Annotated in this window: 24 protein-coding genes and 1 tRNA gene; 14 read left to right on the top strand and 11 right to left on the bottom strand. The window is 39.6% G+C overall.

From position 1 onward, the window contains the following. The first annotated feature begins 144 nt into the window (after positions 1-144). The gene (locus tag EP1X_RS08725) at positions 145-1,827 is read left to right on the top strand and encodes a Na+/H+ antiporter NhaC family protein (protein ID WP_055283673.1); all 1,683 of its coding nucleotides are present in this window, start codon (positions 145-147) and stop codon (positions 1,825-1,827) included. A gap of 63 nt (positions 1,828-1,890) precedes the next feature. On the opposite strand, the gene EP1X_RS08730 is transcribed toward EP1X_RS08725, so the two are convergent. Continuing rightward, the gene (locus tag EP1X_RS08730; RefSeq protein ID WP_055283675.1) at positions 1,891-2,385 is read right to left on the bottom strand and encodes an HIT domain-containing protein; all 495 of its coding nucleotides are present in this window, start codon (positions 2,383-2,385) and stop codon (positions 1,891-1,893) included. Between the two features lie 93 nt (positions 2,386-2,478). Between EP1X_RS08730 and EP1X_RS08735 the strand changes: the two genes are divergently transcribed. Next, positions 2,479-3,711: a 2,3-bisphosphoglycerate-independent phosphoglycerate mutase gene (locus tag EP1X_RS08735; RefSeq protein WP_055283677.1), complete on the top strand. Its 1,233-nt coding sequence runs from the start codon at positions 2,479-2,481 to the stop codon at positions 3,709-3,711. A gap of 8 nt (positions 3,712-3,719) precedes the next feature. Here EP1X_RS08735 and EP1X_RS08740 read toward each other — a convergent pair whose 3' ends face one another. From EP1X_RS08740 to EP1X_RS08755, 5 genes are all read right to left on the bottom strand, one after another. After that, positions 3,720-4,439: a ThiF family adenylyltransferase gene (locus EP1X_RS08740; protein WP_055283679.1), complete on the bottom strand. Its 720-nt coding sequence runs from the start codon at positions 4,437-4,439 to the stop codon at positions 3,720-3,722. A 112-nt stretch (positions 4,440-4,551) separates the two neighbouring features. Then, a complete protein-coding gene (locus tag EP1X_RS08745; protein WP_055283680.1) occupies positions 4,552-5,373 on the bottom strand; it encodes a uracil-DNA glycosylase family protein in 822 nt (273 codons plus the stop codon). 130 nt (positions 5,374-5,503) lie between these two features. After that, on the bottom strand, positions 5,504-5,671 hold the full coding sequence (locus EP1X_RS10160) for a hypothetical protein (RefSeq protein WP_172672619.1): 168 nt from the start codon (positions 5,669-5,671) through the stop codon (positions 5,504-5,506). A gap of 71 nt (positions 5,672-5,742) precedes the next feature. Beyond that, complete coding sequence (locus EP1X_RS08750) at positions 5,743-6,738, bottom strand: ABC transporter substrate-binding protein (RefSeq protein ID WP_055283682.1); 996 nt, start codon at positions 6,736-6,738, stop codon at positions 5,743-5,745. Between the two features lie 190 nt (positions 6,739-6,928). Then, positions 6,929-7,471, bottom strand: a complete 543-nt coding sequence (locus EP1X_RS08755) for a 50S ribosomal protein L16 (RefSeq protein WP_055283684.1) — start codon at positions 7,469-7,471, stop codon at positions 6,929-6,931. 146 nt (positions 7,472-7,617) lie between these two features. On the opposite strand from EP1X_RS08755, the gene EP1X_RS08760 reads away from it, so the two are divergent. After that, the gene (locus EP1X_RS08760) at positions 7,618-8,763 is read left to right on the top strand and encodes an alanine--glyoxylate aminotransferase family protein (RefSeq protein ID WP_055283686.1); all 1,146 of its coding nucleotides are present in this window, start codon (positions 7,618-7,620) and stop codon (positions 8,761-8,763) included. Here EP1X_RS08760 and EP1X_RS08765 read toward each other — a convergent pair. Then, positions 8,760-9,353 (bottom strand): ATP-binding protein, encoded by a 594-nt coding sequence (locus EP1X_RS08765; protein WP_055283688.1) that lies wholly within the window; start codon positions 9,351-9,353, stop codon positions 8,760-8,762. The genes EP1X_RS08760 and EP1X_RS08765 overlap by 4 nt on opposite strands. Before the next feature lie 79 nt (positions 9,354-9,432). On the opposite strand from EP1X_RS08765, the gene EP1X_RS10185 reads away from it, so the two are divergent. The 7 genes from EP1X_RS10185 (at position 9,433) to EP1X_RS08805 (ending at position 14,098) form a co-directional block, all read left to right on the top strand. After that, the gene (locus EP1X_RS10185; protein WP_055283690.1) at positions 9,433-10,275 is read left to right on the top strand and encodes a hypothetical protein; all 843 of its coding nucleotides are present in this window, start codon (positions 9,433-9,435) and stop codon (positions 10,273-10,275) included. A gap of 62 nt (positions 10,276-10,337) precedes the next feature. Then, positions 10,338-10,913 carry a hypothetical protein gene (locus EP1X_RS10085; protein WP_156300731.1) on the top strand — a complete coding sequence of 192 codons (576 nt, stop codon included), beginning with the start codon at positions 10,338-10,340 and terminating at the stop codon, positions 10,911-10,913. 201 nt (positions 10,914-11,114) lie between these two features. After that, complete coding sequence (tuf, locus tag EP1X_RS08785) at positions 11,115-12,401, top strand: translation elongation factor EF-1 subunit alpha (RefSeq protein WP_055283695.1); 1,287 nt, start codon at positions 11,115-11,117, stop codon at positions 12,399-12,401. 67 nt (positions 12,402-12,468) lie between these two features. After that, on the top strand, positions 12,469-12,777 hold the full coding sequence (rpsJ, locus tag EP1X_RS08790; RefSeq protein WP_055283697.1) for a 30S ribosomal protein S10: 309 nt from the start codon (positions 12,469-12,471) through the stop codon (positions 12,775-12,777). Positions 12,778-12,794: 17 nt separating this feature from the next. Then, positions 12,795-12,882, top strand: a tRNA-Ser gene (locus EP1X_RS08795). A 45-nt stretch (positions 12,883-12,927) separates the two neighbouring features. After that, positions 12,928-13,266, top strand: coding sequence for a PqqD family protein (locus EP1X_RS08800; protein WP_055283699.1), 339 nt, complete (start codon positions 12,928-12,930; stop codon positions 13,264-13,266). After that, entirely contained in the window at positions 13,250-14,098 is an 849-nt protein-coding gene (locus tag EP1X_RS08805) for a DMT family transporter (RefSeq protein ID WP_055283700.1), read from the top strand. Before EP1X_RS08800 ends, EP1X_RS08805 begins: the two co-directional genes overlap by 17 nt. On the opposite strand, the gene EP1X_RS08810 is transcribed toward EP1X_RS08805, so the two are convergent. Together EP1X_RS08810 and panB are read right to left on the bottom strand one after the other, a co-directional pair. After that, positions 14,081-15,145, bottom strand: coding sequence for a histidinol-phosphate transaminase (locus EP1X_RS08810; protein ID WP_055283702.1), 1,065 nt, complete (start codon positions 15,143-15,145; stop codon positions 14,081-14,083). The two genes, EP1X_RS08805 and EP1X_RS08810, sit on opposite strands and share 18 nt — an antisense overlap. 5 nt (positions 15,146-15,150) lie before the next feature. Next, positions 15,151-16,017 (bottom strand): 3-methyl-2-oxobutanoate hydroxymethyltransferase, encoded by an 867-nt coding sequence (panB, locus tag EP1X_RS08815; RefSeq protein ID WP_055283704.1) that lies wholly within the window; start codon positions 16,015-16,017, stop codon positions 15,151-15,153. A 59-nt stretch (positions 16,018-16,076) separates the two neighbouring features. Between panB and EP1X_RS08820 the strand changes: the two genes are divergently transcribed. Genes EP1X_RS08820 through EP1X_RS08835 form a run of 4 tightly spaced genes read left to right on the top strand, consistent with a single transcriptional unit; the run spans position 16,077 to position 19,318 of the window. Further along, complete coding sequence (locus tag EP1X_RS08820; RefSeq protein WP_055283705.1) at positions 16,077-16,502, top strand: archease; 426 nt, start codon at positions 16,077-16,079, stop codon at positions 16,500-16,502. Between the two features lie 9 nt (positions 16,503-16,511). Then, positions 16,512-17,426, top strand: coding sequence for a tRNA (cytosine(49)-C(5))-methyltransferase (locus EP1X_RS08825; RefSeq protein ID WP_055283707.1), 915 nt, complete (start codon positions 16,512-16,514; stop codon positions 17,424-17,426). Continuing rightward, positions 17,423-17,827, top strand: a complete 405-nt coding sequence (locus tag EP1X_RS08830) for a hypothetical protein (protein WP_055283709.1) — start codon at positions 17,423-17,425, stop codon at positions 17,825-17,827. The genes EP1X_RS08825 and EP1X_RS08830 overlap by 4 nt, the downstream gene beginning before the upstream one ends. 48 nt (positions 17,828-17,875) lie before the next feature. Next, positions 17,876-19,318, top strand: coding sequence for an RtcB family protein (locus EP1X_RS08835; RefSeq protein ID WP_055283711.1), 1,443 nt, complete (start codon positions 17,876-17,878; stop codon positions 19,316-19,318). A 44-nt stretch (positions 19,319-19,362) separates the two neighbouring features. Here EP1X_RS08835 and EP1X_RS08840 read toward each other — a convergent pair whose 3' ends face one another. Both EP1X_RS08840 and EP1X_RS08845 read right to left on the bottom strand, forming a co-directional pair. Continuing rightward, the gene (locus EP1X_RS08840) at positions 19,363-20,346 is read right to left on the bottom strand and encodes an ABC transporter permease (RefSeq protein WP_055283712.1); all 984 of its coding nucleotides are present in this window, start codon (positions 20,344-20,346) and stop codon (positions 19,363-19,365) included. Between the two features lie 6 nt (positions 20,347-20,352). Further along, positions 20,353-22,515 (bottom strand): NEW3 domain-containing protein, encoded by a 2,163-nt coding sequence (locus tag EP1X_RS08845; protein WP_055283714.1) that lies wholly within the window; start codon positions 22,513-22,515, stop codon positions 20,353-20,355. Positions 22,516-22,519 lie beyond the last annotated feature (4 nt).

The raw sequence follows: 22,519 nt of genomic DNA on the forward strand, positions 1-22,519 counted from the left end.
AAACCTTTATTGGCCTCTTCTCAACTGTAAAGCATTTTTATCGCCACAAATAGCCAAAAAAGCTCTAAAAAGACTTTTATATGTAACTTTAGTGAAATTTTCTTGATACATCCCCCACTTAGTACAATAAGGGAGGTTTAGAATATGGCAGATTATGGGATACTATCTCTTTTGCCACCATTGGTGGCCATAGGTCTAGCAATATTGACAAAAAGAGTACTATTTGCATTATTCTTCGGAGTATGGGTTGGTGGACTCTTAGTCGCAGGGGGAGACCCAATAGAAGCAACAACTCAAACACTTAAATGGATTGTTTTTAATATAGCCTCAGCATGGGAAGAAAACGGCCAACTGGTTACTGATCTCTGGAACACAAGGATATTGCTTTTCGACGCATTGATTGGTGCAGGTGTAGCTTTAATTTATAAAGCAGGTGGAATGAATGCTATTGCAAAGGCCGTAACAAAGAAGGTTAAAAGTAGTAAAGCCGCTTCTTTAATGGCAGCAATCTTTGGAACCGTGATTTTCTTCGATGATTATACAAACACCATTATAGTTGGTAACACAATGAGGCCAATAACAGATAGAGCGAGAGTATCAAGAGAGTTTTTGGCTTATGCTGACGATTCCACAGCTGCCCCTGTAGCAGTTTTAGCCGTTGTTTCAACTTGGATAGGATATGAACTTGGACTCTTGAAAGATGCAATAGCAAGTGTAGGAGAAAGCATAAGTGCCTATTCAGCATGGTTTGCAAGCTGGCCTTATAGATTCTACCCAATATTAGCAATAATCCTAGTTTATCTCGTAGCGATTACTCATAGACATTATGGCCCCATGCTTAAAGCTGAATACAGAGCAAGAAGGGAAGGGAAGGTAATCAGAGATGGGGCTCAACCTATGATGACCACTGAAGTTGATGTTGGAATGCCTATAGAAGGCAAAGAGAATGTGTGGGTATTCATACTCCCCGTGCTAGCATTAGTGACAATGACATTCCTTGGATTATGGGTCACTGGCGGAGGAAGTGCGGCTTATGCTGAAGGGGGCTTCCAAGCTGTTCTTTCAAATGCGGACTCAACTTGGGCCCTTGTATGGGGTTCATTTGCAATGGTTGTTGTCGCAATGGCCCTTGTTATTGGAATGAAAATCATGGACCTCAAAGAAGTTGAAGAAACTGTAGTTGCGGGTATGAAACAGATGCACTTTGCCATGATGATCCTCATCCTCGCCTGGAGTATTAAAAGTGCAAGTGATGCCGTAGGAACTGCAGATTATGTTGTAAGAGTAGCCTCAAATATTCTCTCACCCGGATTAGTCCCATTGGTAATTTTCATTGTCGCAGCCTTCATCTCATTTACCACCGGAACCTCATGGGGAACCTTCGCTATAATGATGCCAATAGCGGTACCTCTAGCTTATCAGCTAAGTGGGAGCTTTGGCCCTGTAGTTTACGCAAGCATAGCATCAGTTTTTGCTGGTGGTGTCTTTGGAGACCACTGCTCACCAATAAGTGATACCACAATCATGAGCTCAATGTTCTCCGGCTGTGATCATATTGATCACGTCAGCACGCAAATTCCATACTCACTTACTGCAGCAGTTGTTGGAGCCTTGATGCTACTATTGTTTGCCATAGGACTAACAAACGGCTGGCTATTACTGGCTATTGCAATACCTCTGCTAATAGGACTCCACTATCTCCTAAGTGAATGGTATGGCAAGAAAGTCGGCATTCCTCATGGAAAAGTACCATTGTATGTGGTAGAAGAAGAACTCGAAGGAAAAGGCGGTGCCATTCCCAAGGGAGCCGTTATAGGGGAAGAATGATCCTATCCCTATCTTTAAATTTTTTACTATTTAAAAATATTTAGAGAAAAGGTTTGTACAACATCATTCACTCGCTAAAATCTCATCTATTGCTTTTTTAAGCTCTTTATACGCCTCCTCAAGTGACTCTGGAATAACTTTTGTGTTGGTTAATACCGGCATGAAATTTGTGTCCCCATTCCATCTTGGGACAACATGAAGGTGAACATGATCATCAATTCCGGCCCCAGCAACTCTCCCAAGATTCACTCCCATATTAAAACCATCAGGATTCATGGCTTTTTTCAATGCCTTTATTATAAGCTGGGATAGTTTCATAATTTCTAAAAGTTCCTCATCGGTAAGATCTTCCCACTTTCCAACATGTCTATAGGGAGCTATCATGACATGACCTGGGTTGTATGGATAATTGTTCATAATTATGAATGCATTCTTCCCCTTGTAAAGAATCAATCTCTCTTCATCTTTGTTTTCCTTTGGGAAATCACAAAATATACAGCCATTGTGTTTAGGGGATCTTATGTATTCAATGCGCCATGGTGCCCATAGGAGTTTCATGTCCTCACCTCAATTGGGGAAAAGCTTGAGGATTAAAAAGGTTTCTCATAAACTTTTTATTTCATTTCAGATATTCACTGTAGGTGATAGAAGATGAAAAGAAAGGGAATTCTTATCATTCTCGACGGCCTTGGAGATAGACCAGTAAGAGAACTCGAGGGAAAGACTCCCCTTGAGTACGCAAAGACTCCAAATATGGACAAACTTGCAAAAATTGGAATCCTTGGTCAACAAGACCCAATAGCTCCTGGGCAACCCGCTGGGAGTGACACTGCACATCTTGCAATATTTGGTTATGACCCTTATCAAACATACAGGGGCAGAGGGTTTTTTGAGGCCTTAGGGGTAGGTCTAAACCTGAATGAAGATGATCTAGCATTTAGAGTCAACTTTGCAACAATTGAAAACGGAACAATAATAGATAGAAGAGCCGGAAGAATTAGCACTGAAGAAGCTCATGAACTAGCAAGGGCCATCCAAGAAAACGTAAAAATCAGCGTAGATTTTATATTTGTCGGTGCAACTGGCCACAGGGCTGTTCTCGTGCTTAAAGGTATGGCTAAAGGTTACAAAGTGGGAGAAAACGACCCCCACGTAGAAGGAAAACCCCCCCATAAGTTTGAGTATGAAGACGAGGAGAGTAAGAAAGTTGCTAAAATCTTAGAAGAATTTGTAGAGAAAGCTCACAGAGTTCTCGAAGAACACCCAATAAACAAGAAAAGAAAAGAAGAAGGCAAACCCGTTGCTAATTACCTCCTAATAAGGGGAGCAGGAACTTATCCAAATATACCAATGAAATTTACAAAGCAATGGAAAGTTAAAGCAGCTGCTGTAGTTGCCACAGCGTTAGTTAAGGGTGTTGCAAGAGCCATAGGATTTGATGTTTATACTCCCGACGGTGCAACTGGTGAATATAATACTAATGCAATCGCCAAAGCCAAAAAGGTAGTGGAGCTTCTCAACGATTATGACTTTGTATTCCTTCACTTCAAGCCAACAGATGCTGCGGGCCACGACAACAATCCAAAGAGAAAAATAGAAATGATAGAGATGGCCGATAAAATGATAGGATATATTATTGAAAATATCAACTTAGAAGAGACTATAATAGCTATTACGGGGGATCATTCAACCCCATGTGAAGTCAAAAACCACAGTGCTGATCCAGTACCTCTTTTAATAGCAGGTGGTGGTGTTAGAACTGATTACACAGAGAGCTTTGGAGAACGGGAATGCATGCATGGAGGAATAGGGAGAATCAGAGGAAAATACATAGTATCAATGATGATGGATTTAATGGGAAGAACTGAAAAGTTTGGTGCTTAATTCTTTTTTCATTTCTTATGTAAAGGTTCACTGAGTTCTATTGTTTCAAACGAATCTCTTGCCAGATCAACGATAAGCAGTTTATTTGTTAAAAGATTTCCACAATGAGTTATGATCTTCACAACTTCAGCAGCCTCTATAGTACCCACGATTCCTGCAAGTGATCCAAAAATAGGCATTTTTTCATTATCCGTATCCTTAATACCCAAAAAAATATCTTCTAAACTCTGAGTTTCCTCAGGAACAATTGTGGTAACTTCACCATAAAGTCCGTTAACTCCCCCATGCACTAACGGGACTTTTGCTTTTTGACAGTATCTATCTATGATATACCGAGTCTCAAAGTTATCAACACAGTCGACCACTACGTCAACTTCTTTTAACACTTCAGTCACATTCTCTTCTGACAATTTTTCATCAGATATTTCCACTTTTATATGAGAGTTAAAATGTTCAAGTTTCCATTTAGCTAAATTAACTTTGGAGTCCTTTCCAACCTCTTCTTCCCAATAGAGAATTTGCCGATCTAAATTGCTCAATTCCGGCCTCTCGCAATCAATGAGCAGAAGAGTACCTACACCAGCTGCTGCTAAATAATAAGCCACAGGACATCCTAATCCTCCAAGACCTACAATGGCCACTTTTGCAGATTTGAGTTTTTCCTGCGCCTCAACCCCCAATAATTTAATCTCTCTATCCTGTCTTTCAATTTCATGTTCTGTAAGCATTAGTAAACACCTCCACGACTTATGAGCTAATTATAAAGGTATTAGTTGATGTAGAGAAAGATAATCTTGTTTTATATCAATCATTTAGGTTTGAGAACCCATAGTATATAAACTATTTCTTTTGCATTTTATCCATTCTATTTTTCTTCTGGAGACCGGTTCTTTCAGGTAAGAATTGTGTCAGAGGCATATTCTCCGACTTATCTAGAAATTTCCTGATAATTTCATACTCCACAAGCATCTGATCATTTGGATCCCTAATTCCTCTACGCACATACCACGCTGGATGCCTTAGATACGTGGACTCAACACCCAGCTTTTTTAGAGCCTTATATGCGGTCCGCCCAATAGCAAAAATCCCCTTTGGTTGTACTATTTTAAGTTCTTTCTCTAAGAGAGATAATTCTTTCTTACTAAAACCTTTAAACTTATTTTCAGGAGGATTACATTTCACAATGTTCGTTATGTAGACAAAATCTGGATTCACCCCAAGAGAAAAAAGCACCTTTCGAAGAAGCATTCCCGAGACATCCCTATAAAAACATATCCCAGTTAAACCACATCCTTTTCTTCCTGGTGCTTCTCCAACCAGAACTATTCGTGAACCGACCCATCCATTAGCAAATGGTAACCCCTCAAACCTTTTCACCTCAACCTGGTATTGGTAGTACTCTTCATGACAAAAGTTTGTAGGATTTTCTATAAACTCGCTATAAAGCTCCACAAGGCGAATAACCTTTTTCTCATCCTCGGGGGTTATAACCAAGAATCTTTGTGAGGGGTTGTATATAGTCCTGGAGTAAATTCCATAAACCCTTTCATCTAATGACAAGAAATCCCTCCAATTCCTCAAAACAAGCGGCATTATCTTAAAATTTTTGGGATTTATGTAAACGTCTCCCACTTTCTTAAGAGTGTCAAACCGTAACAACATATGGAATAAAACGTTAAGTACACTTATAACTCTGATGGTACCATGGAAATGAAGAATTCCATATAAAAGAGGAGAGTGGGCTTCAGAAAATAATAGAAAAGTATGAAAAAGCGAAGAAAATTCAAAAAGGTTATCTAACTCTTGCCTCCCATCGAAGGAAAATGAAAAGGAATATCAGAAAAATCGTGATGTAGTAGCTAACCATGAAAGGGATCACTCCCACAAGGCCAAGTGTATACAATAGAACCAGAAACAGCACTACAGGGAGCAAAAATCGGTATAATCTTTTCCTCTCCATCTTCCCACCAAGATAGTACTCTTCAAATTACTTTTAAAACTCTTTGTATAAAGAAAAAGGTTGAGAAAGGGTTAACCTGCGATAGACTCACAAACTAAAGGTTGAACTTCCAAGTTAAACTCTTCTGGGTACAAAAACATGGCGATCTCTTCTAAGCCCTCTACAATCCTTGGGCTTTGTCGTGAGATTATGTCGTCATTACTTAAAGTATAAACATTCCCATTTTTCACCGCGTCTGTATTGGCAAGAGCTCCTTGGCATAACTCATTTGCTGTTATACCAGCGCTTGGAGGAAGAATTATCACCTCAGGATTTCTAGCAATGACTTCCTCAATGCTTACCTGAGCCCATCCCTGAACGTCGCCAAAGATATTATCCCCACCTGCAAGAGTTAATAACTCATTAATGAAAGTTCCATTGCCTGCTGTCATCAGAGGGTCTCCCCATACAATGTAAAACACTTTGGGTTTTCTCTTACCCTCTACTTTTTTCTGTATGTCTTCTATTTTATTTTTCATGTCAATAATCACTTCTTGGGCTTGTTCTGGCCTATTTGTAACATTTCCAAGAAGTTCAAGGGCCTTATAGATCCCTTCTATACTTTGGGGCTCTACTATCACGACAGGCGCTATTTTCTCCAATTGATCTAAATACCTGATGTGATAGGAGAGGGCAATTATTAGGTCTGGATTTAAAGAGGCAATCACTTCAATGTTAGGATCCATATCTCCAACCACTGTTCGACCTTCTTGAACATTTTCTGGATAGTTATCCCATTTTGTGATTCCAATAACTTTATCCAACGCCCCAATAAAATAGAGAGTCTCTGTAATGCTTGGGGCAAGAGACACAATACGCTCTGGTTCGCTTTCTATTGTCACCTCTCTATTGGCAAAGTCCACAACTTTTAGAGGGTACTTTTCAATGGGAGTGGTTGTTGTTTGAGTTTCTTGTGAAGTGGTTTGCTCCTGAGTGGTTTGTGTTCCCGTACTAGGAGCTTGATTCACACATCCAGCAATGAACACTCCGAACACAAGCAACAGTGCTATAAACATGGTTTTCTTCATACTTCTCACCTTGGATATTTTGTCCATCTACAATAAAAAAGAGAGAGTATATAAATTTATTGGATAATTTATCCAAATAGTTTCTCAGTAAGACCATTCTCATTTAAAAAAATCCCAGAGATTAAGCACTGAAACATCGCAAAACAAACCTATTAAACATCTAAGCTAAAAATAATGTAAGAAAAACAAACTAAAGTGTTGAAAGTACTTTGGTTGTAACATCATTCCCTTCCTTATCATAGATTCTGTAATAGCACTTGCATGGGAATTTCATGCTTGCCCTTTTCATGGCAGCAAGGGCAAATTTGAGGTGTTGTCTGTTAACTCTAACTGTAAGGATCTTTTGGTCCTTTTTCAGTCTTGCTGCAAGCCCAATTGGCTTTCCAAATGGTCTTCTCATACCATTTCCATAACGGTCGGCCTTTCTTCCAGTTGCCATTGGGTTCTCTCTGAGTATTTGGAATGGGTAAACTCTAATCTTATAGTGGAAGTTGCTTCTACCAACGTTTTTGCTAAGGAATCTATTAAGTTGGGTTCTTGCGGCTTCAAGGGCATTTTGTCTAATCTGGACTGGTTCTGCTGTATGAAGGCTAACTTCAAACTCAAAATCTCCAGCAGGATTTCCCATGTCGAATATGGTAATTCTCGGACCAGGAGCACCTCTAATGTACTCCCTTCTTGTGTAAGCAGGTTTGTCAACGTATCTGTCAATCTTAGCTGGTCTCAAAGCCATATATCTCACCTCCCAAATGAGCGTAATCTAAAGGTAAGCACTTTCCTCAACTTATAAAAGTTTTGGATTCTTGACTTGAAAGCTTTTTGGTGCTTGTTATATAAAGGTTTTTATATTCGTGAAGTATCATACAATTGGGTGGTATTATGCAATTTGAGGACGCTTATAAGGAAGTATATGAAATAGTAAAACCAAAGTACAAGCTTTTTACTGCTGGTCCAGTCGCATGTTTTCCAGAAGTTCTTGAAATAATGAAAGTCCAAATGTTCAGCCACAGGGCCAAAGAATATAAGCAAATGCACGTAGATACCGTTGAAAGACTTAAAAAATTCCTTGAAGTTGAAAAAGGTGAAGTTCTCTTATTCCCAAGCTCCGGAACTGGAGTTATGGAAGCAAGCATAAGAAACGGTATTAGTAAAAAGGGGAAAGTTCTCGTCACAATCATAGGTGCCTTTGGAAAAAGATACAAACAGGTTGTTGAGAGTAATGGAAGAACAGCCATAACTTTAGAATACGAACCTGGAAAGGCCGTTAAGCCTGAAGACCTCGATGAAATCCTTAAGAAAAATCCAGATGTTGAAGCTGTCACTATAACTTACAACGAAACATCTACTGGTGTTCTCAACCCATTACCAGAACTTGCTAAAGTCGCCAAAGAGCACGATAAGCTTGTTTTTGTCGATGCTGTAAGTGCCATGGGTGGTGCAGACATTAAATTCACTAAGTGGGGAATAGACGTTGTTTTTGGAAGCTCTCAAAAGGCTTTTGGAGTCCCCCCAGGTTTAGCAATCGGGGCATTCAGTGAACGTTTCATAGAGATAGCGAACAAAGCTGAGGAGAAGGGTTGGTACTTTGATATTCCAAGATATATAAAAGTCCAAAACGAAAAACAGGGACCACCATCAACACCAGCAATGCCTCAAGAGTTTGGGCTCAATGTTGTCCTGAGAATAATCGAGAAAATGGGCGGAAAAGAAAAATGGCTTGATATGTACAAAAAGAGAAGCGAAATGATAAGGAACGGAGTAAAAGATATTGGTCTAGAGATTCTTGCAGAACCAGGATATGAAAGTCCCACAATAACAGCTGTACTTACGCCAGAGGGCATTAAAGGAGATCAAGTTTACAACGCAATGCGTGAGAGAGGCTTTGAGTTAGCAAAAGGTTACGGCGAGGGAATCAAAGAGAAGACCTTTAGAATCGGCAACATGGGTTACATGACCTTTGAAGACATTCAAGAAATGCTCAAAAACTTAAAAGAAGTGATAGATGAATTAAAGGCAAAAATTTAGGCTGCCTTTTCCAATTCTATTCTTCCCTCTTTTTGGACAATCCTGTAGATTGTGTTCACCCTTCTGAGACCACTTTTTATGTCCCTATAAAGTTCAATGAGTAGCTCAAACCTGGCAAGAGTGTTATCATCAATTCTAAGCCAGTGTTTTATTTCATCTAGAAGATCCCTAGAAAGAACGAGGGACGAAATTATGAACGGATAATCATCAATAATCTTGTCCAGAAGATAAGGAATATCTATCGTGTGAAGGGTGTCTATAATGACATAATCAGGGTTAAACTCCTTAATTTTCTTGATTACATCTTTGGTTCTTTGTTTGGTGCTTTTTTCATTAAATTCTGTGTCAATTACGTGAATATTTTCTTTAAAGGGCTTAAATTCGCCATAGGCTGTGATAACAGCTATCTTCCAATCATCAGGGATAAGGTGTATCATTGCCTCGATGAGCTTTGTTTTACCAGATCTACTTGTTCCAACAACAAGAATATCCTCCCTTTTTGAAATCGACTCCCTAATAATTTCAAGCTGATGCTTGCTTATTGTTCCATACCTTAAAAGGTCTTCAGGAGTAAAGATGTAGACTCCCATTTTTACTCACCAAAATATATTTGATTCTTGATGTTATTAACTATATGGTAATGTCAGTTTCATGCGTGGGGGGAGTGAGGTGAATATACGAAAGCTCCTTCTTGGAATTATTCTCATTCTTATTTTTAATGGGATATTCTTCTCAAGGGCCCTTATCCTTGAAACAAATAGTGAAAACTCTCCAATATTCATGGAACAAAACTTCAAACAATGTTCAGTGCAAATTAAAGTAAGAGAGGTAAGAAACGTACTTGAGAATTACGTTAACTTTACAATAAATGGCAAGTCTTATGCCCTTAAAGGGTTTTTCGGAGACTACTTCTGTTTCTCCGAGGGGATTTTGCTGATAGCTGGCTATCCCGGTGATCCCAATGCACCTAGTACTGAAATACTCTTTCTTGATAACTCTCTCAATAAAAAGTGGTGGCAATATTTTGCGAGAGGGTTGTGGTTTGATTCTTATCAAGATGCCAAGATAATACTGACAAATGGGTGTGTATACTGGATTGAAGAAAAGAATGGGAAGTCCAAATACTTTTGCCCAAACACCGGTTTAATAACAGATGTTAAGGAAAGCAGTGATTCAAGCTATGTCGCAACCACTGAAGGATATGTTTATCTACTAAAAGACCATAAACTCGAAAAGGGCATTAGAGTCGCTAAACCTTGGAAAGGAGAAAACCTAAGGATGCTTGTTGAGATTGGAGTTGGAGAGAAGTATATTGCAATAGTTTATTCCTTTGTAAATCCCCCCGGAGAGGAAAAAAGAGGACTATGCGTTTACACTAAAAATTTAGTAAAACTTGCATGCAGAAGACTTGACTATACTCCAAAAGAAGTGGTTATAATGAATGGCATAATATATGTGAAAGATTTCTACACAGGTAAGATTAGAGCTTACAGAGTATACTCCTTGCTTTGAGTGCCCACTCTTCGGTACACAAGGCTTTTGAATATTCAAAACGTATTTTCAAATTAGGCTAGGTGAACAAATATGAAAAAACAAGCCTTAACCTTCCCATTATTGTCTTCATCCTATTCTTTGGGTTATTTTTCATATCAATGAAACCAGTGAATGGGCCTGAACTGGATTCATATGCCAACCCCACCTCTAAAGGAAACCTCTCCCTATCCCTATCCATTTCCCCAAAGGTCCTGACTCCTAATGAGAGCTTCAACCTAACCATTAGGTTGAGGAACATTGGAAACACTGATGTTAGGGTAATTCCTCCCATGCGATGGACAAGTTTACACATTGAAATTTACTTCGAAAACGGAACCCAGATCAAATATACCGGGGCAAGACCTTCACTTCTACCCCCAACAGATGAAAATCTAAAGATTCTCCACCCAGGAGAGGAAATCGTTAATAACTACTATTTTTCATGGAACACAAAACCCGTGCAGGGAGAGGTAAAAGACTGGTATTTTCCGTGGGAGGGTAGATATAAAGTTGTAGTTGTATACACTCCGAATATAGAATACTCAAAGAGAACTCTTCCATATTGGAAGGAGAGAGTGTTAAAAGATGAAGATTGGTTTGAGATTAATAATCAATAGCCTTGCCACGTTATTAGACGAAATTCTAACTGAGAAATACAATTAGTTAATTTTTTAAACCCTATCTTTTATTCCCACATGAACTCATGAGGCTCTCTCGAAGAATGCGGGTTTCCCGCGTGAGAGAGCTGAGGTTTAGAGAAACCTTTAAAAACCCACCCTAATGAATAGACTTAGGTATAACTTTGGAGGTGTGTTAAGATGGCAAAAGAGAAGCCACACGTTAATGTAGTGTTTATCGGACACGTAGACCACGGAAAGAGTACAACAATCGGAAGATTGCTCTTTGACACAGCTAACATCCCAGAGAACATCATCAAGAAGTTCGAAGAGATGGGTGAAAAAGGTAAGTCATTCAAGTTCGCTTGGGTAATGGACAGACTCAAAGAAGAGAGAGAAAGAGGTATCACAATAGACGTTGCTCACACCAAGTTCGAGACCCCACATAGATACATCACCATTATCGACGCTCCAGGTCACAGAGACTTCGTTAAGAACATGATCACTGGTGCAAGCCAGGCTGACACCGCAATCCTTGTTGTTGCTGCTACTGATGGTGTCATGCCACAAACCAAGGAGCACGCTTTCCTTGCAAGAACACTTGGTATAAGCAACATCATCGTTGCAATAAACAAGATGGACATGGTCAAATACGATGAGAAAAAGTTCAAAGAGGTTTCTGAGCAAGTTAAGAAACTCCTCATGATGCTCGGTTACAAGAACTTCCCAATCATTCCAATCAGCGCTTGGGAAGGCGACAACGTAGTTAAGAAGAGCGAAAACATGCCATGGTACAACGGCCCCACACTCATAGAGGCTCTTGACCAAGTTCCAGAACCAGAGAAGCCCATTGATAAACCACTCAGAATCCCAATCCAAGATGTTTACTCAATTAAGGGTGTCGGTACAGTCCCAGTTGGTAGAGTTGAGACTGGAAAACTTAAGGTCGGTGACGTTGTTATCTTCGAGCCAGCCTCAACAATATTCCACAAGCCAATACAAGGTGAAGTTAAGAGCATTGAGATGCACCACGAATCAATGCCCGAGGCCCTTCCAGGTGACAACATTGGTTTCAACGTCAGAGGTGTCGGTAAGAACGATATCAAGAGAGGTGACGTAGCAGGTCACTCAACCAACCCACCAACAGTTGTCAGACCAAAGGACACATTCAAGGCCCAGATTATCGTTCTCAACCACCCAACAGCAATTACAATCGGTTACACCCCAGTTCTCCACGCCCACACAACACAGGTTGCAGTTAGATTCGAGCAACTCCTTGCTAAGCTCGACCCAAGAACAGGTAACATAGTAGAAGAGAACCCACAATTCATCAAGACCGGTGACTCAGCTATCGTTCTCCTCAGACCAACCAAGCCAATGGTCATTGAGCCAGTTAAGGAGTTACCACAACTCGGTAGATTCGCTATCAGAGATATGGGTCAAACAGTTGCAGCTGGTATGGTTATATCCATCCAGAAGGGCGAGTGAAGCCCTTCTCTAGCCTTTTCCTTTAACATTATTAATTTTATCATTAGAGCTTATAGAGGTGACAAAAATGCAAAAGGCAAGAATTAAACTGGCGAGCACAAACATAAGTGCTCTTAATGAGGTTACAGATCAAATCAAGCAAATTGCAGAGAGAACTGGTGTTAGAATGAGCGGGCCAATACCATTGCCAACAAAGAGAATAAGGATCACCACAAGAAAGAGCCCAGATGGCGAAGGAAGTGCAACTTTTGATAGGTTTGAGCTTAGAGTCCACAAGAGACTCATTGACATTGAAGCTGACGAGAGAGCTATGAGGCAAATTATGAGAATTCGCGTTCCTGAGGATGTTACTATTGAGATTGAGCTCGTCTCATGATTCTCATTATTTTTAGCGCCGGGGTAGCCTAGCCTGGGAAGGCGCGGGCCTGGAGAGTCCGTGGGCGTTAAGCCCGCCAGGGTTCAAATCCCTGCCCCGGCGCCAACACTCTTATAAGTCCTCTTTTCTCATCCACCTTGGTGAAGTGTCATGGAAGACTACCTCAAGCTTATTCCAAAGAGACTAGATAAAATTGAGCTGAGAAAAATTGATAATAAATATTACCTTTTAATCCCTATGAGTTCTCGATTAGATTTTCTCGCAAGAAAGCTCCATGGGGAATATAGACGACTCGAACTTGATGAAGTGGGAGCTTTCATATGGGAACTATGCGATGGAACAAGAACAATAGAACAAATTGGAAAGAAAGTCAAAGAAAAATTTGGAGAAGAAGCTGAACCATTATATGAACGCCTTGTAACGTTCATCCTTGAATTGTACAAGAGAAACCTTATTCTCTTGGGTGGATGGGATGAACAAAGAGATTGAAGGCACTCTTTTAGCTTTTATAGGAATGTTTCTATATGGAATAGAACCTGTAGTTATAAAAGCAAATCCAGCAAATCCTATGAGTTTTGCAGCGTTTTCTGCCATTATTGCCTCTTTTATTCTTTGGTCAATTGTTTTTTCAACCTCAAGCTGGAAAGATGTTAAAGAAAATCCACAATATATACCCAAAGCCGTCCTTGTAGGAATATTTGGAACTGCCCTAGCATACATAGCATATTCCTACGGAGCCCAGCTTAGTACTGCAATAAATGCCTCACTAATAACAAGAGCCGAAGTCCTTTTTTCCTTTGTGCTCGCTTATATCCTATTACGAGAAAGAATAACAAGAAAACAGATCCTTTGGTCTGTTTTGATCCTTTTAGGACTCATCTTAGTGATAACTCAAGGTAAACCTGTTGTTCCTAAAAAAGGAGATTTACTTCTTCTGTTAGTCCCGTTATTTTGGCAAAGTGGACATGTAATAGCAAAGAAGCTTCCTTACAACCCATTTCTTATAGCAGCTTTTCGAAACACCTTTGGAGGAATTTTACTTTTCATACTCGCCCTTCCCCAAGGCCTTGAATTCTCAAAATTTGCAATAGCCGAAGCTATCATACTTTCCATCGGCCAAGTCATATGGTATCTATCAATAAAACGTATAAACCTCTCAAAAGCCACCGCCATAATTACTCCCGCCCCAGCCGTGGCAATTGGGATAGCTCTACTCCTAGGAGAGAAGTTTACAAGCTATCATATGATTGGTTTCATTCTGATAACTATAGGGACTCTCATGGTAAGTAGAATAAAAAGTGAATTAAAAGAGCCTGCTTAAAAGGTCCTTCTCATTTTTTGGAACCCTTAATCTAACATATGAGTTATTCAAAGGTTTGAATGCTGACCCTGGTACTGTCAATACCCCTCTTTCCAAAAAATAATGGTAAATATCTCCTTCTCCACTAACAAGCATTATTGGAGTTTGTGGATGAGTTTCAGCTATTTGAAACACCCTCTTGAGGGCGTGGATTATTTTCTGTTTTATAGTTGCTATTTGCCTTCTGCTATTTTCCAAGAAATTTTGATCTTTAAGTGCTTCGACTGCTAATACCTCACCAATCGCACTTATTGGAAAAGGAAGATCTACCTTTTCATAGAGCTTCCCAAGCTCTTTGTTCTTTATAACTGCATATCCTACTCTCATTGAAGCCAAGCCAAAGCCCTTGGAAAATGAACGCAAGATAATTAGATTATCCGAGCTTAAGTTTATGGCTGATTCTTTCTTTTCAACAAAATCTCCATAGGCCTCATCTATCAACACCAAGACCCCTTTTCGACTAGCTTCCTCCACGATCTCCTCCACTTCTTTGAGTTTTAACACTTGGCCAGTGGGATTGTGTGGGTTATCAAGATAAAGCAGAACATGATCCTCAGTTATTGAGTGAATAAGGTCATCTAAATCAATCCTAAAATTATTTTCCTTTTTCAAAAAAACTGGAGTATAAACTCCTCCCATGGCAACTACATCGCTGACATATCTAGTATATTGAGGAGAAACTCCAAGAACTTTAGATCCATTTCTTATTACAAACTTGTTTACTTTTTCAAAACATCCCATGGAACCGTATCCAAAGAAAATACTTTCCTTTTCAATACCCCAATACTCAGATAGAGCATTTCTAAGTTCAGTATACTTAACATCAGGATATCTAGAAATGTCTATCTCAATAGTTTTTAGCTTTCTTTTTACTCTTTCTGGAGTCCCAAATGGATTTGTCCCAAGAGAGCAGTCAAGTATATCATCTTTATGTAGGAGTTTATCAGCATAACCCCCTGGAATTTCAACATCAAAAAGTTCCCTTCGGATTTTATCTCTCCACTTCACAATGATCACTCTTCCAATTCATCCTCTAGCAATTTTTCCATTACCCTCTGCTTTTTCTTTTCGAAATCCTCTTTATCCAAGAACTCCCAGTAATACTTTCCACTGGGGAATCTTCCTTCTTTTACTTCTTCTCTATAATTTTCCAATGCTAATTGGATTATGCTCCTTAGATCAGCATATTTCTTAACAAACGGGGGTGCATGCTCATAGACCCCTAGTAAATCATGCCAAACCAAAACTTGGCCATCACAATGGGGACCAGACCCTATTCCAATAGTTGGTATATTGACTTCCTCTGTAACAAGTTTGGCTACATCAGAGAGCACAAACTCCAAAACAACTGCAAATGCCCCAGCTTTTTCCAAAGCCTTTGCATCTTTAATAATTTCTTCAATTTCTTCTTCTGTCTCCCCAGTTATGTGATATCCTCCCAAACGAAGGTATCTTTGTGGTGTAAGCCCAGTATGGCCCATAACAGGTATTCCAGCTCTAACAAGTCTCTTAACGAGTTTTCTATGATCGTAACCCCCTTCAATTTTCACTGCATCTGCTCCTGCTTGAATCAACCGGGCCGCATTTTTCATACCTTCTTCAATACTCACTTCATAACTCATAAATGGCATATCAGCCAGAACTAAGCCCCGTTTAACAGCTTTGGCTACAGCCCTAGTGTGATAAAGCATCTGATCCATAGTGACATTTAAGGTATTTTCATCTCCATAAACCACCATTCCAAGAGAATCCCCTACAAAAATAATGTCAATTCCAGCTTTGTCCGCTATGAGTGCAGAGGGATAGTCGTACGCTGTAACCATTACTATCTTCTCTTTCCCTTTCATTTCCATAATCTTCTTCACTGTTATTTGTCTCATGATGCTCTCCCCTAAACCCTAATAAACTTGGGGAAATATTAACCTATCGGGTGAGAGAGATGAAAAAGTGGGAACATTATGAACATACTGCAGACATTGGAATAAGAGGTTATGGGGATACTCTAGAAGAGGCCTTTGAATCAGTTGCCATAGCCCTTTTTGACGTTATGGTAGATGTGAGAAAAGTTGAGAAAAAAGAAGCGAGACACGTCGAAGCTGAGGGAGAAGATTTACAGTCACTCTTATATGATTTCCTTGAAAGACTTCTAATCCTCCACGATGTGGAAGGTCTAGTTTTTAGAGACTTCGATGTAAAAATAGAAAAGAGCAAAGAAGGATATAAGTTAAAAGCAGTAGCCTATGGGGAGCATTTAAGTGAAAAACATGAACCAAAAGAAGAAGTTAAAGCAATAACTTATCATGAAATGGAAATAAAACGGCTTGAAGATGGTAAATGGATGGTTCAGCTTGTCCCGGATATTTGAGGTGATCAGATGGAAGAAGTATTAAAAATAAATAGATCATTCTACGAGAGATATTCCCAACTTGATGAGAGCAAAGAATTCTGGAATCTCTTACTTACCCCTTTAAGACAAAGCATACGAATAAACACCTTAAAAGCCCCATTAGATTATGTCAAGTCCAGATTAGAGGAAAAATACGAACTCGAACCAATTCCATGGGTAAAGGAGGGATTTTTCATAAATACTCGCGAGTTTGGAAAGATGATAGAATATTCACTAGGACTCGTTTTTCCTCAAGAAGCCTCTTCCATGATACCCCCTGTAGTCTTAGACCCCAAACCTGGAGAACTCGTACTTGATATGGCAGCCGCTCCTGGTGCAAAAACAACCCAATTAGCACAACGCATGGAAAATGAAGGGTGCATAATAGCCAATGACATGAAAAAATGGCGTGTCAATGTATTAATAGCTAATTTAAATCGATTTGGAGTATTAAATACAAAGGTTACTGTCAAAGATGGAGCATATTTTAGTCGGTTTGAGAATACCTTTGATAAAGTACTTTTAGATGCCCCTTGTTCAAGTGTGGGAATGATACGAAAAAGCTTCAAGTTCCTAAATGACTGGAGCATGAAAAAGGTAATTATGTATTCTAACATCCAAAAAAAGCTTATACTGGCTGCGTACAAAGCTTTAAAACCAGGCGGAATACTTGTGTACTCCACATGTACAATAGATCCTTTTGAAAATGAGGAAATTGTAGACTATCTCCTTCGTAAAACCGATGCAAAGCTCGAAAAAATAAATATCCCCTTGAAATCTACCCCACCAGTTTTGGAATTCGAAGGAAGGAAATACTCTGAGGAGGTGAAAAAGTGTCTAAGGCTACATCCAGAGGACAACAACACAGAGGCGTTCTTTGTGGCAAGGATAAGGAAGCCATGAATAAAAAAGTAAAAGAGATGCTCATAGAACAGTATGGATATGCACCAGATCTAGTTTTTGAAGTTAAGCCAAACAGAAGAGTTTACGCTTACAAGCCCTGCTCATTTAATCCTAGGGTATATACCGAAAAAGGCATTTACTTTGGGAAAATTGAGAGTGATGGAATAAGACTAACCATAGAGGGAGCATTCCTAGTTGGTCCGAAGGGTCAAAAAAACATAGTTGAAGTCGATAAAGAAAAAGCTAAGCTGTGGTTGGCTGGGAAAGATCTAAAAATCAGTGAAAAGATAAATGGATGGGTAATACTAAAATGGGGCCAGTACTACCTTGGATGTGGAAAAGCTAAAGAGGGGATTATAAAAAATTATGTACCCAAAGAGCGGAGAATTAATCTCGAATAACACAATCTTTTAAAGTTTTGAGAGTTATTTAATAGTGAGGTGAGGAGAATGGAGATACCCTTGAAGAGATTGGATAAGATAAGGTGGGAAATACCCAAGTTTAATAGGAGAATGAGAGTTCCTGGAAGAGTTTATGCTGACGACACTTTACTTCAAAAAATGCGTCAAGACAAAACTTTAGAACAGGCCACCAATGTGGCCATGCTTCCCGGAATTTATAAATATTCTATCGTAATGCCCGATGGCCACCAAGGATATGGTTTTCCAATAGGTGGTGTAGCTGCTTTTGATGTAAAAGAGGGTGTGATAAGCCCTGGGGGCGTCGGATATGACATTAACTGCGGTGTCAGGCTTATTAGGACCAATTTAGTGGAGAAAGAAGTGAGACCAAAGATTAAACAGCTCATTGATACCCTATTCAAAAACGTCCCAAGTGGCCTCGGAAGCAAGGGAAGGATCAGACTTCACTGGACTCAGTTGGATGATGTACTAGCTGACGGAGCAAAATGGGCTGTAGATAATGGTTACGGATGGAAAGATGATTTAGAGCACTTAGAAGAAGGAGGAAGAATGGAAGGAGCAAATCCAAACGCCGTTAGTCAAAAAGCAAAACAACGGGGAGCGCCCCAATTAGGGTCACTCGGAAGTGGAAATCACTTCTTAGAAATTCAAGTTGTTGACAAGGTCTTTAATGAAGAAATTGCCAAGGCATATGGGCTTTTTGAGGGCCAAATCGTGGTAATGGTACATACAGGATCGAGGGGTCTTGGGCATCAGGTGGCCAGCGACTACCTGAGAATTATGGAAAAAGCAAACAGAAAGTATAACGTCCCATGGCCCGATAGAGAACTTGTTAGTGTTCCATTCCAAACCGAAGAAGGACAAAGATACTTTAGTGCTATGAAGGCAGCAGCAAACTTCGCTTGGGCAAATAGACAAATGATTACTCACTGGGTAAGAGAGAGCTTTGAGGAAGTATTTAAACAAAAGGCAGAAGACTTAGGAATGCACATAGTTTACGATGTAGCCCACAACATAGCAAAGGTAGAAGAGCACGAAGTTAACGGAAGAAAGATCAAAGTCGTAGTCCACAGAAAGGGTGCCACACGAGCATTCCCTGCTGGACATGAAGCAATCCCCAAAGCATATCGTGATGTTGGGCAACCAGTATTAATTCCTGGCTCCATGGGTACAGCAAGCTATGTATTGGCAGGTGCTGAGGGCTCAATGAGAGAAACATTTGGAAGTACATGTCACGGTGCAGGGAGAGTTTTGAGCAGACATGCTGCAACAAGACAGTTTAGAGGAGATAGACTCAGGAATGAGCTCATGCAGAGAGGAATATACATCAGGGCAGCAAGCATGAGGGTTGTAGCCGAGGAGGCACCAGGAGCTTACAAGAACGTTGATAACGTCGTTAGAGTTGTACACGAAGCAGGAATAGCTAATCTTGTTGCAAGGATGAGACCCATCGGAGTTGCAAAAGGTTGATCCTTATTTTTAAATTTTCCAATTCTAGTTAAAAAGAGAAAACCTCATCTCAAATCGCTCGTGATGAACCTTATGTACGCTATTGTAAATGGCAATAAAAGCTCAACCAGGAGTATTGCAATACTGTTAAAAGTCAACAAAAGAGAATCTCCAAGAGATAGGTAATCCCGGGCAGTTTCATCCCCTGCAAAAGCGCTTATTATAAGCTGTCCATAGTGGTGGGTTGGATTCAACAAAAACAGCCTATTTTTCCACAACTCCCTCTTATCCCTCCATTCCGCTATTGCAGGACATAGATTGAGAGGACTTTCATAAATAGGCTGTTCTTTTTCCACCCTATAAACTGGGGAAGGACAATATGGCTCTTCTCCCACAATTTTATCAACTGCAATCTCAACTATGAAGGGGTATATTAAAGTCAGAAATATTCCAAGGGTTATTGCCAATAGTATTGCAGTTTCAGGCTTTTTCAAGAGCGTTGATAACATAATACCGATGCTTAGAAATGTCATCATGTAAATTAGAGTGAAAATGGCCGCTATTAGAGCCCTTAGAATGGAAGTGATATCGAGAGGCATTCCAAGCAATAGGAGGTAAGCTATTGAAAAGACGTACCCTATCATGACTATTGAGAACAATGCCATACTGTTTCCAATGAATTTTCCATTTATAACTTGATCCCTGTAAATTGGGTGGCTCATTAACACTTTAACCGTTCCCTCTTCGATTTCCTTGTTTATTGTGTCAGCTCCAAGAACTATCCCTATTATCGCCCCAAAAATGAGGAGCACCATTAAATTCCTAGTTATGGAAATTGATAGGGGAGTTGCCACTATGGTGCCTTCTGCCCCAGATAGAGGAAAGGAAGTGTAGCTTACGATTATCTGTCCTGCTCGATTTATGAGGTCATCTTTAATCGAGTAATTGAAGAAAAACGTTATAAAAAGATAGAAAGCGAGCAGGCTTATGAATCTCTTACTCCTTATAGATGAGGAGAACTCCTTGAATGCTATGTTGAGTTCCTTCATTTATCTTTACCTCCTTCCTACACGGCGCATCAGTAGTATAACTGTTGCAAATGCCATCACCAAGATTATTACTCCAAGGTAAGCCGAACTTGAGCTTTGCCTCACTCTAGCAGTAAGCTGGATTCGTGACTCTGTTTGGTCAGATTTTACACCTATATTTATCCGATATTCTCCAGCAGGTGTTGCTTTTGAGGGTTTTATACGAATAGTTATTGTCTCAACACCCTTCCCCTCTATCTTAGCCAGCTTTTGAGGTTCTACTTCAACATCCCACCCTTGTGGAGCATTCACTTCAATGTTAACGTTAGTCACGGTGTTTCCGAAGTTTCTGAGGGTTATGGGAATGCTCTTCTCTTCGTCAGGCTTTAGGGATACGAGGTAGTTTGCAGCTTCAACATGAAGTTCATATCTTCCTATAACTTCCACTTCAATTTTCTTCTCTATTTCGTTTCCAGAGGTGCTTCTTATCTTCAATGTAACATTGTAAACCCCTGGCTGTGCATTAAATGACGGGATTATTCTTAAATAGGCACTCTTAGCTTCCCCACTATCTACTTTTATACTCTTAATTTCAAAATTGCTCTGTACATCCCTGAGAAAGCTCACAGCCCAACCAGATGGAAGCCCTTCAATGCTTAAAGTATATTCATCGTTCTCCTTACCTAGATTTTCAATTCTAATCTCATAAACAGGTTGAAAGTCAAAGCCCGTTATTAAATGATCGCTCTCCATATCTACAGCGAAGTAGTATAAAAGCCTCTTCAGGGTAATTCTCTCATCTTTTTTCTCCCCATCCTCAAGCATTATTCTTTCCTCTTTGATTTCATACCCCTCTTTACTTACGATTATTGTGTAATTCCCCTTTGGAAGTTGCACCTCCAAAACACCATTTGTATCTGCGATGTAAGTCTCATTTCCAATCTGTACTTTGGGTTTTGATACGGGCCTTCCTTCTTCATCAATTATGCTCAAAATCAGGTTTGCAGGTTCTTCCTTGTGCGTTTTGTAAATGAAAACGCTTACACTTTTCTCCATTTTGTTAACGGAAAACTTTATTTTATGCTCACCCAATTCGGCATTTCTTGGACTCTTCACAACAAGATTAACAACCTCACTCTTATCTAAGAGAAATGATCTAATTCTCTGCCCATTTAGGGAGAAGTATGCATTCCACTCTGGAGGGACCTCTTTTATTTGAAGCTCAATCACCTTTTCATCAACATATGGTGTAAACTGTATTGGAAAGATTATTTTCTCACCAGCCTCAGCCTCTATTGATAAAAGCGGCACCTTAAGACCTACTCCTCCATTCGGATCCTTAGTTACATTTAAATCTACCCTCCCTACTTTATCTCCCACAGCAAAAATAATACTATGGATTCCTTTTGCTGCCTCTGGGACATTTATTAGAAGATTAACCGTTATAGAACTTCCAGGATTAAGAATAAGGCCATTGATCCTGTAATTGCTACTCTCATCAAAAAAATCAACTTCCCAGTCTGCTGGCTTTGAAAGTATCCTTAAACTAAGCTCTGAACTGTCAGTATTCTCATTGACAATGTTAATAGGAAGCTGAACTCTACTTCCTGCGTCTACCTTCAAACTCCTGAATGGATAATAAATCTCATAATTATCACTTTTTTCATGCCTTACTTGAATGTTAGCAGAGTAAATATCTAGAACTCCATTATTATATATAAGGACGAGTTTATCAAACACTCTCGAGGAGTTTTTCTTTATAGTAACTTCTGCTCCATTTATCTTTAGAGAGAGCATGTCTTCAGTAGAGTTAATTATCAAAATCGAATACCCATCGATATTAAAAATATTGCCTTCTTGAGGCCCTATTTCCTTAAGAAAGCTTGGTTTGTATTGAAGAACTACAAAAATGCCCCTTTCATCAAAACTACCTCTCATTATCCTTATGTTATCGATCTCAAAAGTTCGATTAAGCTCTACTACACTCCTGATCTTACCTTTCCTGTAAATTATTGCATAAGGTTTTAAAGTGTACTTTTCTTGAGTTATCTTAATCTGATAATCCCCCACAATTAAAGTTTCTCCAATTTGTACCCTTCCCTCAAACACTGTTATCCATGGCAAGGAAGCTGTTGCTGGAAAAATAGAGGTCAAGAGAAATAATATCAAAATAAAAGTAAGCTTTTTCATTTTC

Source organism: Thermococcus sp. EP1 (assembly GCF_001317345.1).
In the GTDB taxonomy this organism is placed as follows: domain Archaea; phylum Methanobacteriota_B; class Thermococci; order Thermococcales; family Thermococcaceae; genus Thermococcus_A.

What these genes read in the sequence shown, in the direction of transcription:
- EP1X_RS08845 (WP_055283714.1), bottom strand. Translation starts at nt 22,515, where the DNA reads ATGAAAAAGCTTACTTTTATTTTGATATTATTTCTCTTGACCTCTATT.
- EP1X_RS10160 (WP_172672619.1), bottom strand. Translation starts at nt 5,671, where the DNA reads ATGGAGAGGAAAAGATTATACCGATTTTTGCTCCCTGTAGTGCTGTTT.
- EP1X_RS08730 (WP_055283675.1), bottom strand. Translation starts at nt 2,385, where the DNA reads ATGAAACTCCTATGGGCACCATGGCGCATTGAATACATAAGATCCCCT.
- EP1X_RS08750 (WP_055283682.1), bottom strand. Translation starts at nt 6,738, where the DNA reads ATGAAGAAAACCATGTTTATAGCACTGTTGCTTGTGTTCGGAGTGTTC.
- EP1X_RS08840 (WP_055283712.1), bottom strand. Translation starts at nt 20,346, where the DNA reads ATGAAGGAACTCAACATAGCATTCAAGGAGTTCTCCTCATCTATAAGG.
- panB (WP_055283704.1), bottom strand. Translation starts at nt 16,017, where the DNA reads ATGAGACAAATAACAGTGAAGAAGATTATGGAAATGAAAGGGAAAGAG.
- EP1X_RS08725 (WP_055283673.1), top strand. Translation starts at nt 145, where the DNA reads ATGGCAGATTATGGGATACTATCTCTTTTGCCACCATTGGTGGCCATA.
- EP1X_RS08800 (WP_055283699.1), top strand. Translation starts at nt 12,928, where the DNA reads ATGGAAGACTACCTCAAGCTTATTCCAAAGAGACTAGATAAAATTGAG.
- EP1X_RS08735 (WP_055283677.1), top strand. Translation starts at nt 2,479, where the DNA reads ATGAAAAGAAAGGGAATTCTTATCATTCTCGACGGCCTTGGAGATAGA.
- EP1X_RS08765 (WP_055283688.1), bottom strand. Translation starts at nt 9,353, where the DNA reads ATGGGAGTCTACATCTTTACTCCTGAAGACCTTTTAAGGTATGGAACA.
- EP1X_RS08830 (WP_055283709.1), top strand. Translation starts at nt 17,423, where the DNA reads ATGAATAAAAAAGTAAAAGAGATGCTCATAGAACAGTATGGATATGCA.
- EP1X_RS08740 (WP_055283679.1), bottom strand. Translation starts at nt 4,439, where the DNA reads ATGCTTACAGAACATGAAATTGAAAGACAGGATAGAGAGATTAAATTA.
- EP1X_RS08835 (WP_055283711.1), top strand. Translation starts at nt 17,876, where the DNA reads ATGGAGATACCCTTGAAGAGATTGGATAAGATAAGGTGGGAAATACCC.
- EP1X_RS08805 (WP_055283700.1), top strand. Translation starts at nt 13,250, where the DNA reads ATGAACAAAGAGATTGAAGGCACTCTTTTAGCTTTTATAGGAATGTTT.
- EP1X_RS08745 (WP_055283680.1), bottom strand. Translation starts at nt 5,373, where the DNA reads ATGTTGTTACGGTTTGACACTCTTAAGAAAGTGGGAGACGTTTACATA.
- EP1X_RS08825 (WP_055283707.1), top strand. Translation starts at nt 16,512, where the DNA reads ATGGAAGAAGTATTAAAAATAAATAGATCATTCTACGAGAGATATTCC.
- EP1X_RS08760 (WP_055283686.1), top strand. Translation starts at nt 7,618, where the DNA reads ATGCAATTTGAGGACGCTTATAAGGAAGTATATGAAATAGTAAAACCA.
- EP1X_RS08755 (WP_055283684.1), bottom strand. Translation starts at nt 7,471, where the DNA reads ATGGCTTTGAGACCAGCTAAGATTGACAGATACGTTGACAAACCTGCT.
- EP1X_RS08820 (WP_055283705.1), top strand. Translation starts at nt 16,077, where the DNA reads ATGAAAAAGTGGGAACATTATGAACATACTGCAGACATTGGAATAAGA.
- rpsJ (WP_055283697.1), top strand. Translation starts at nt 12,469, where the DNA reads ATGCAAAAGGCAAGAATTAAACTGGCGAGCACAAACATAAGTGCTCTT.
- tuf (WP_055283695.1), top strand. Translation starts at nt 11,115, where the DNA reads ATGGCAAAAGAGAAGCCACACGTTAATGTAGTGTTTATCGGACACGTA.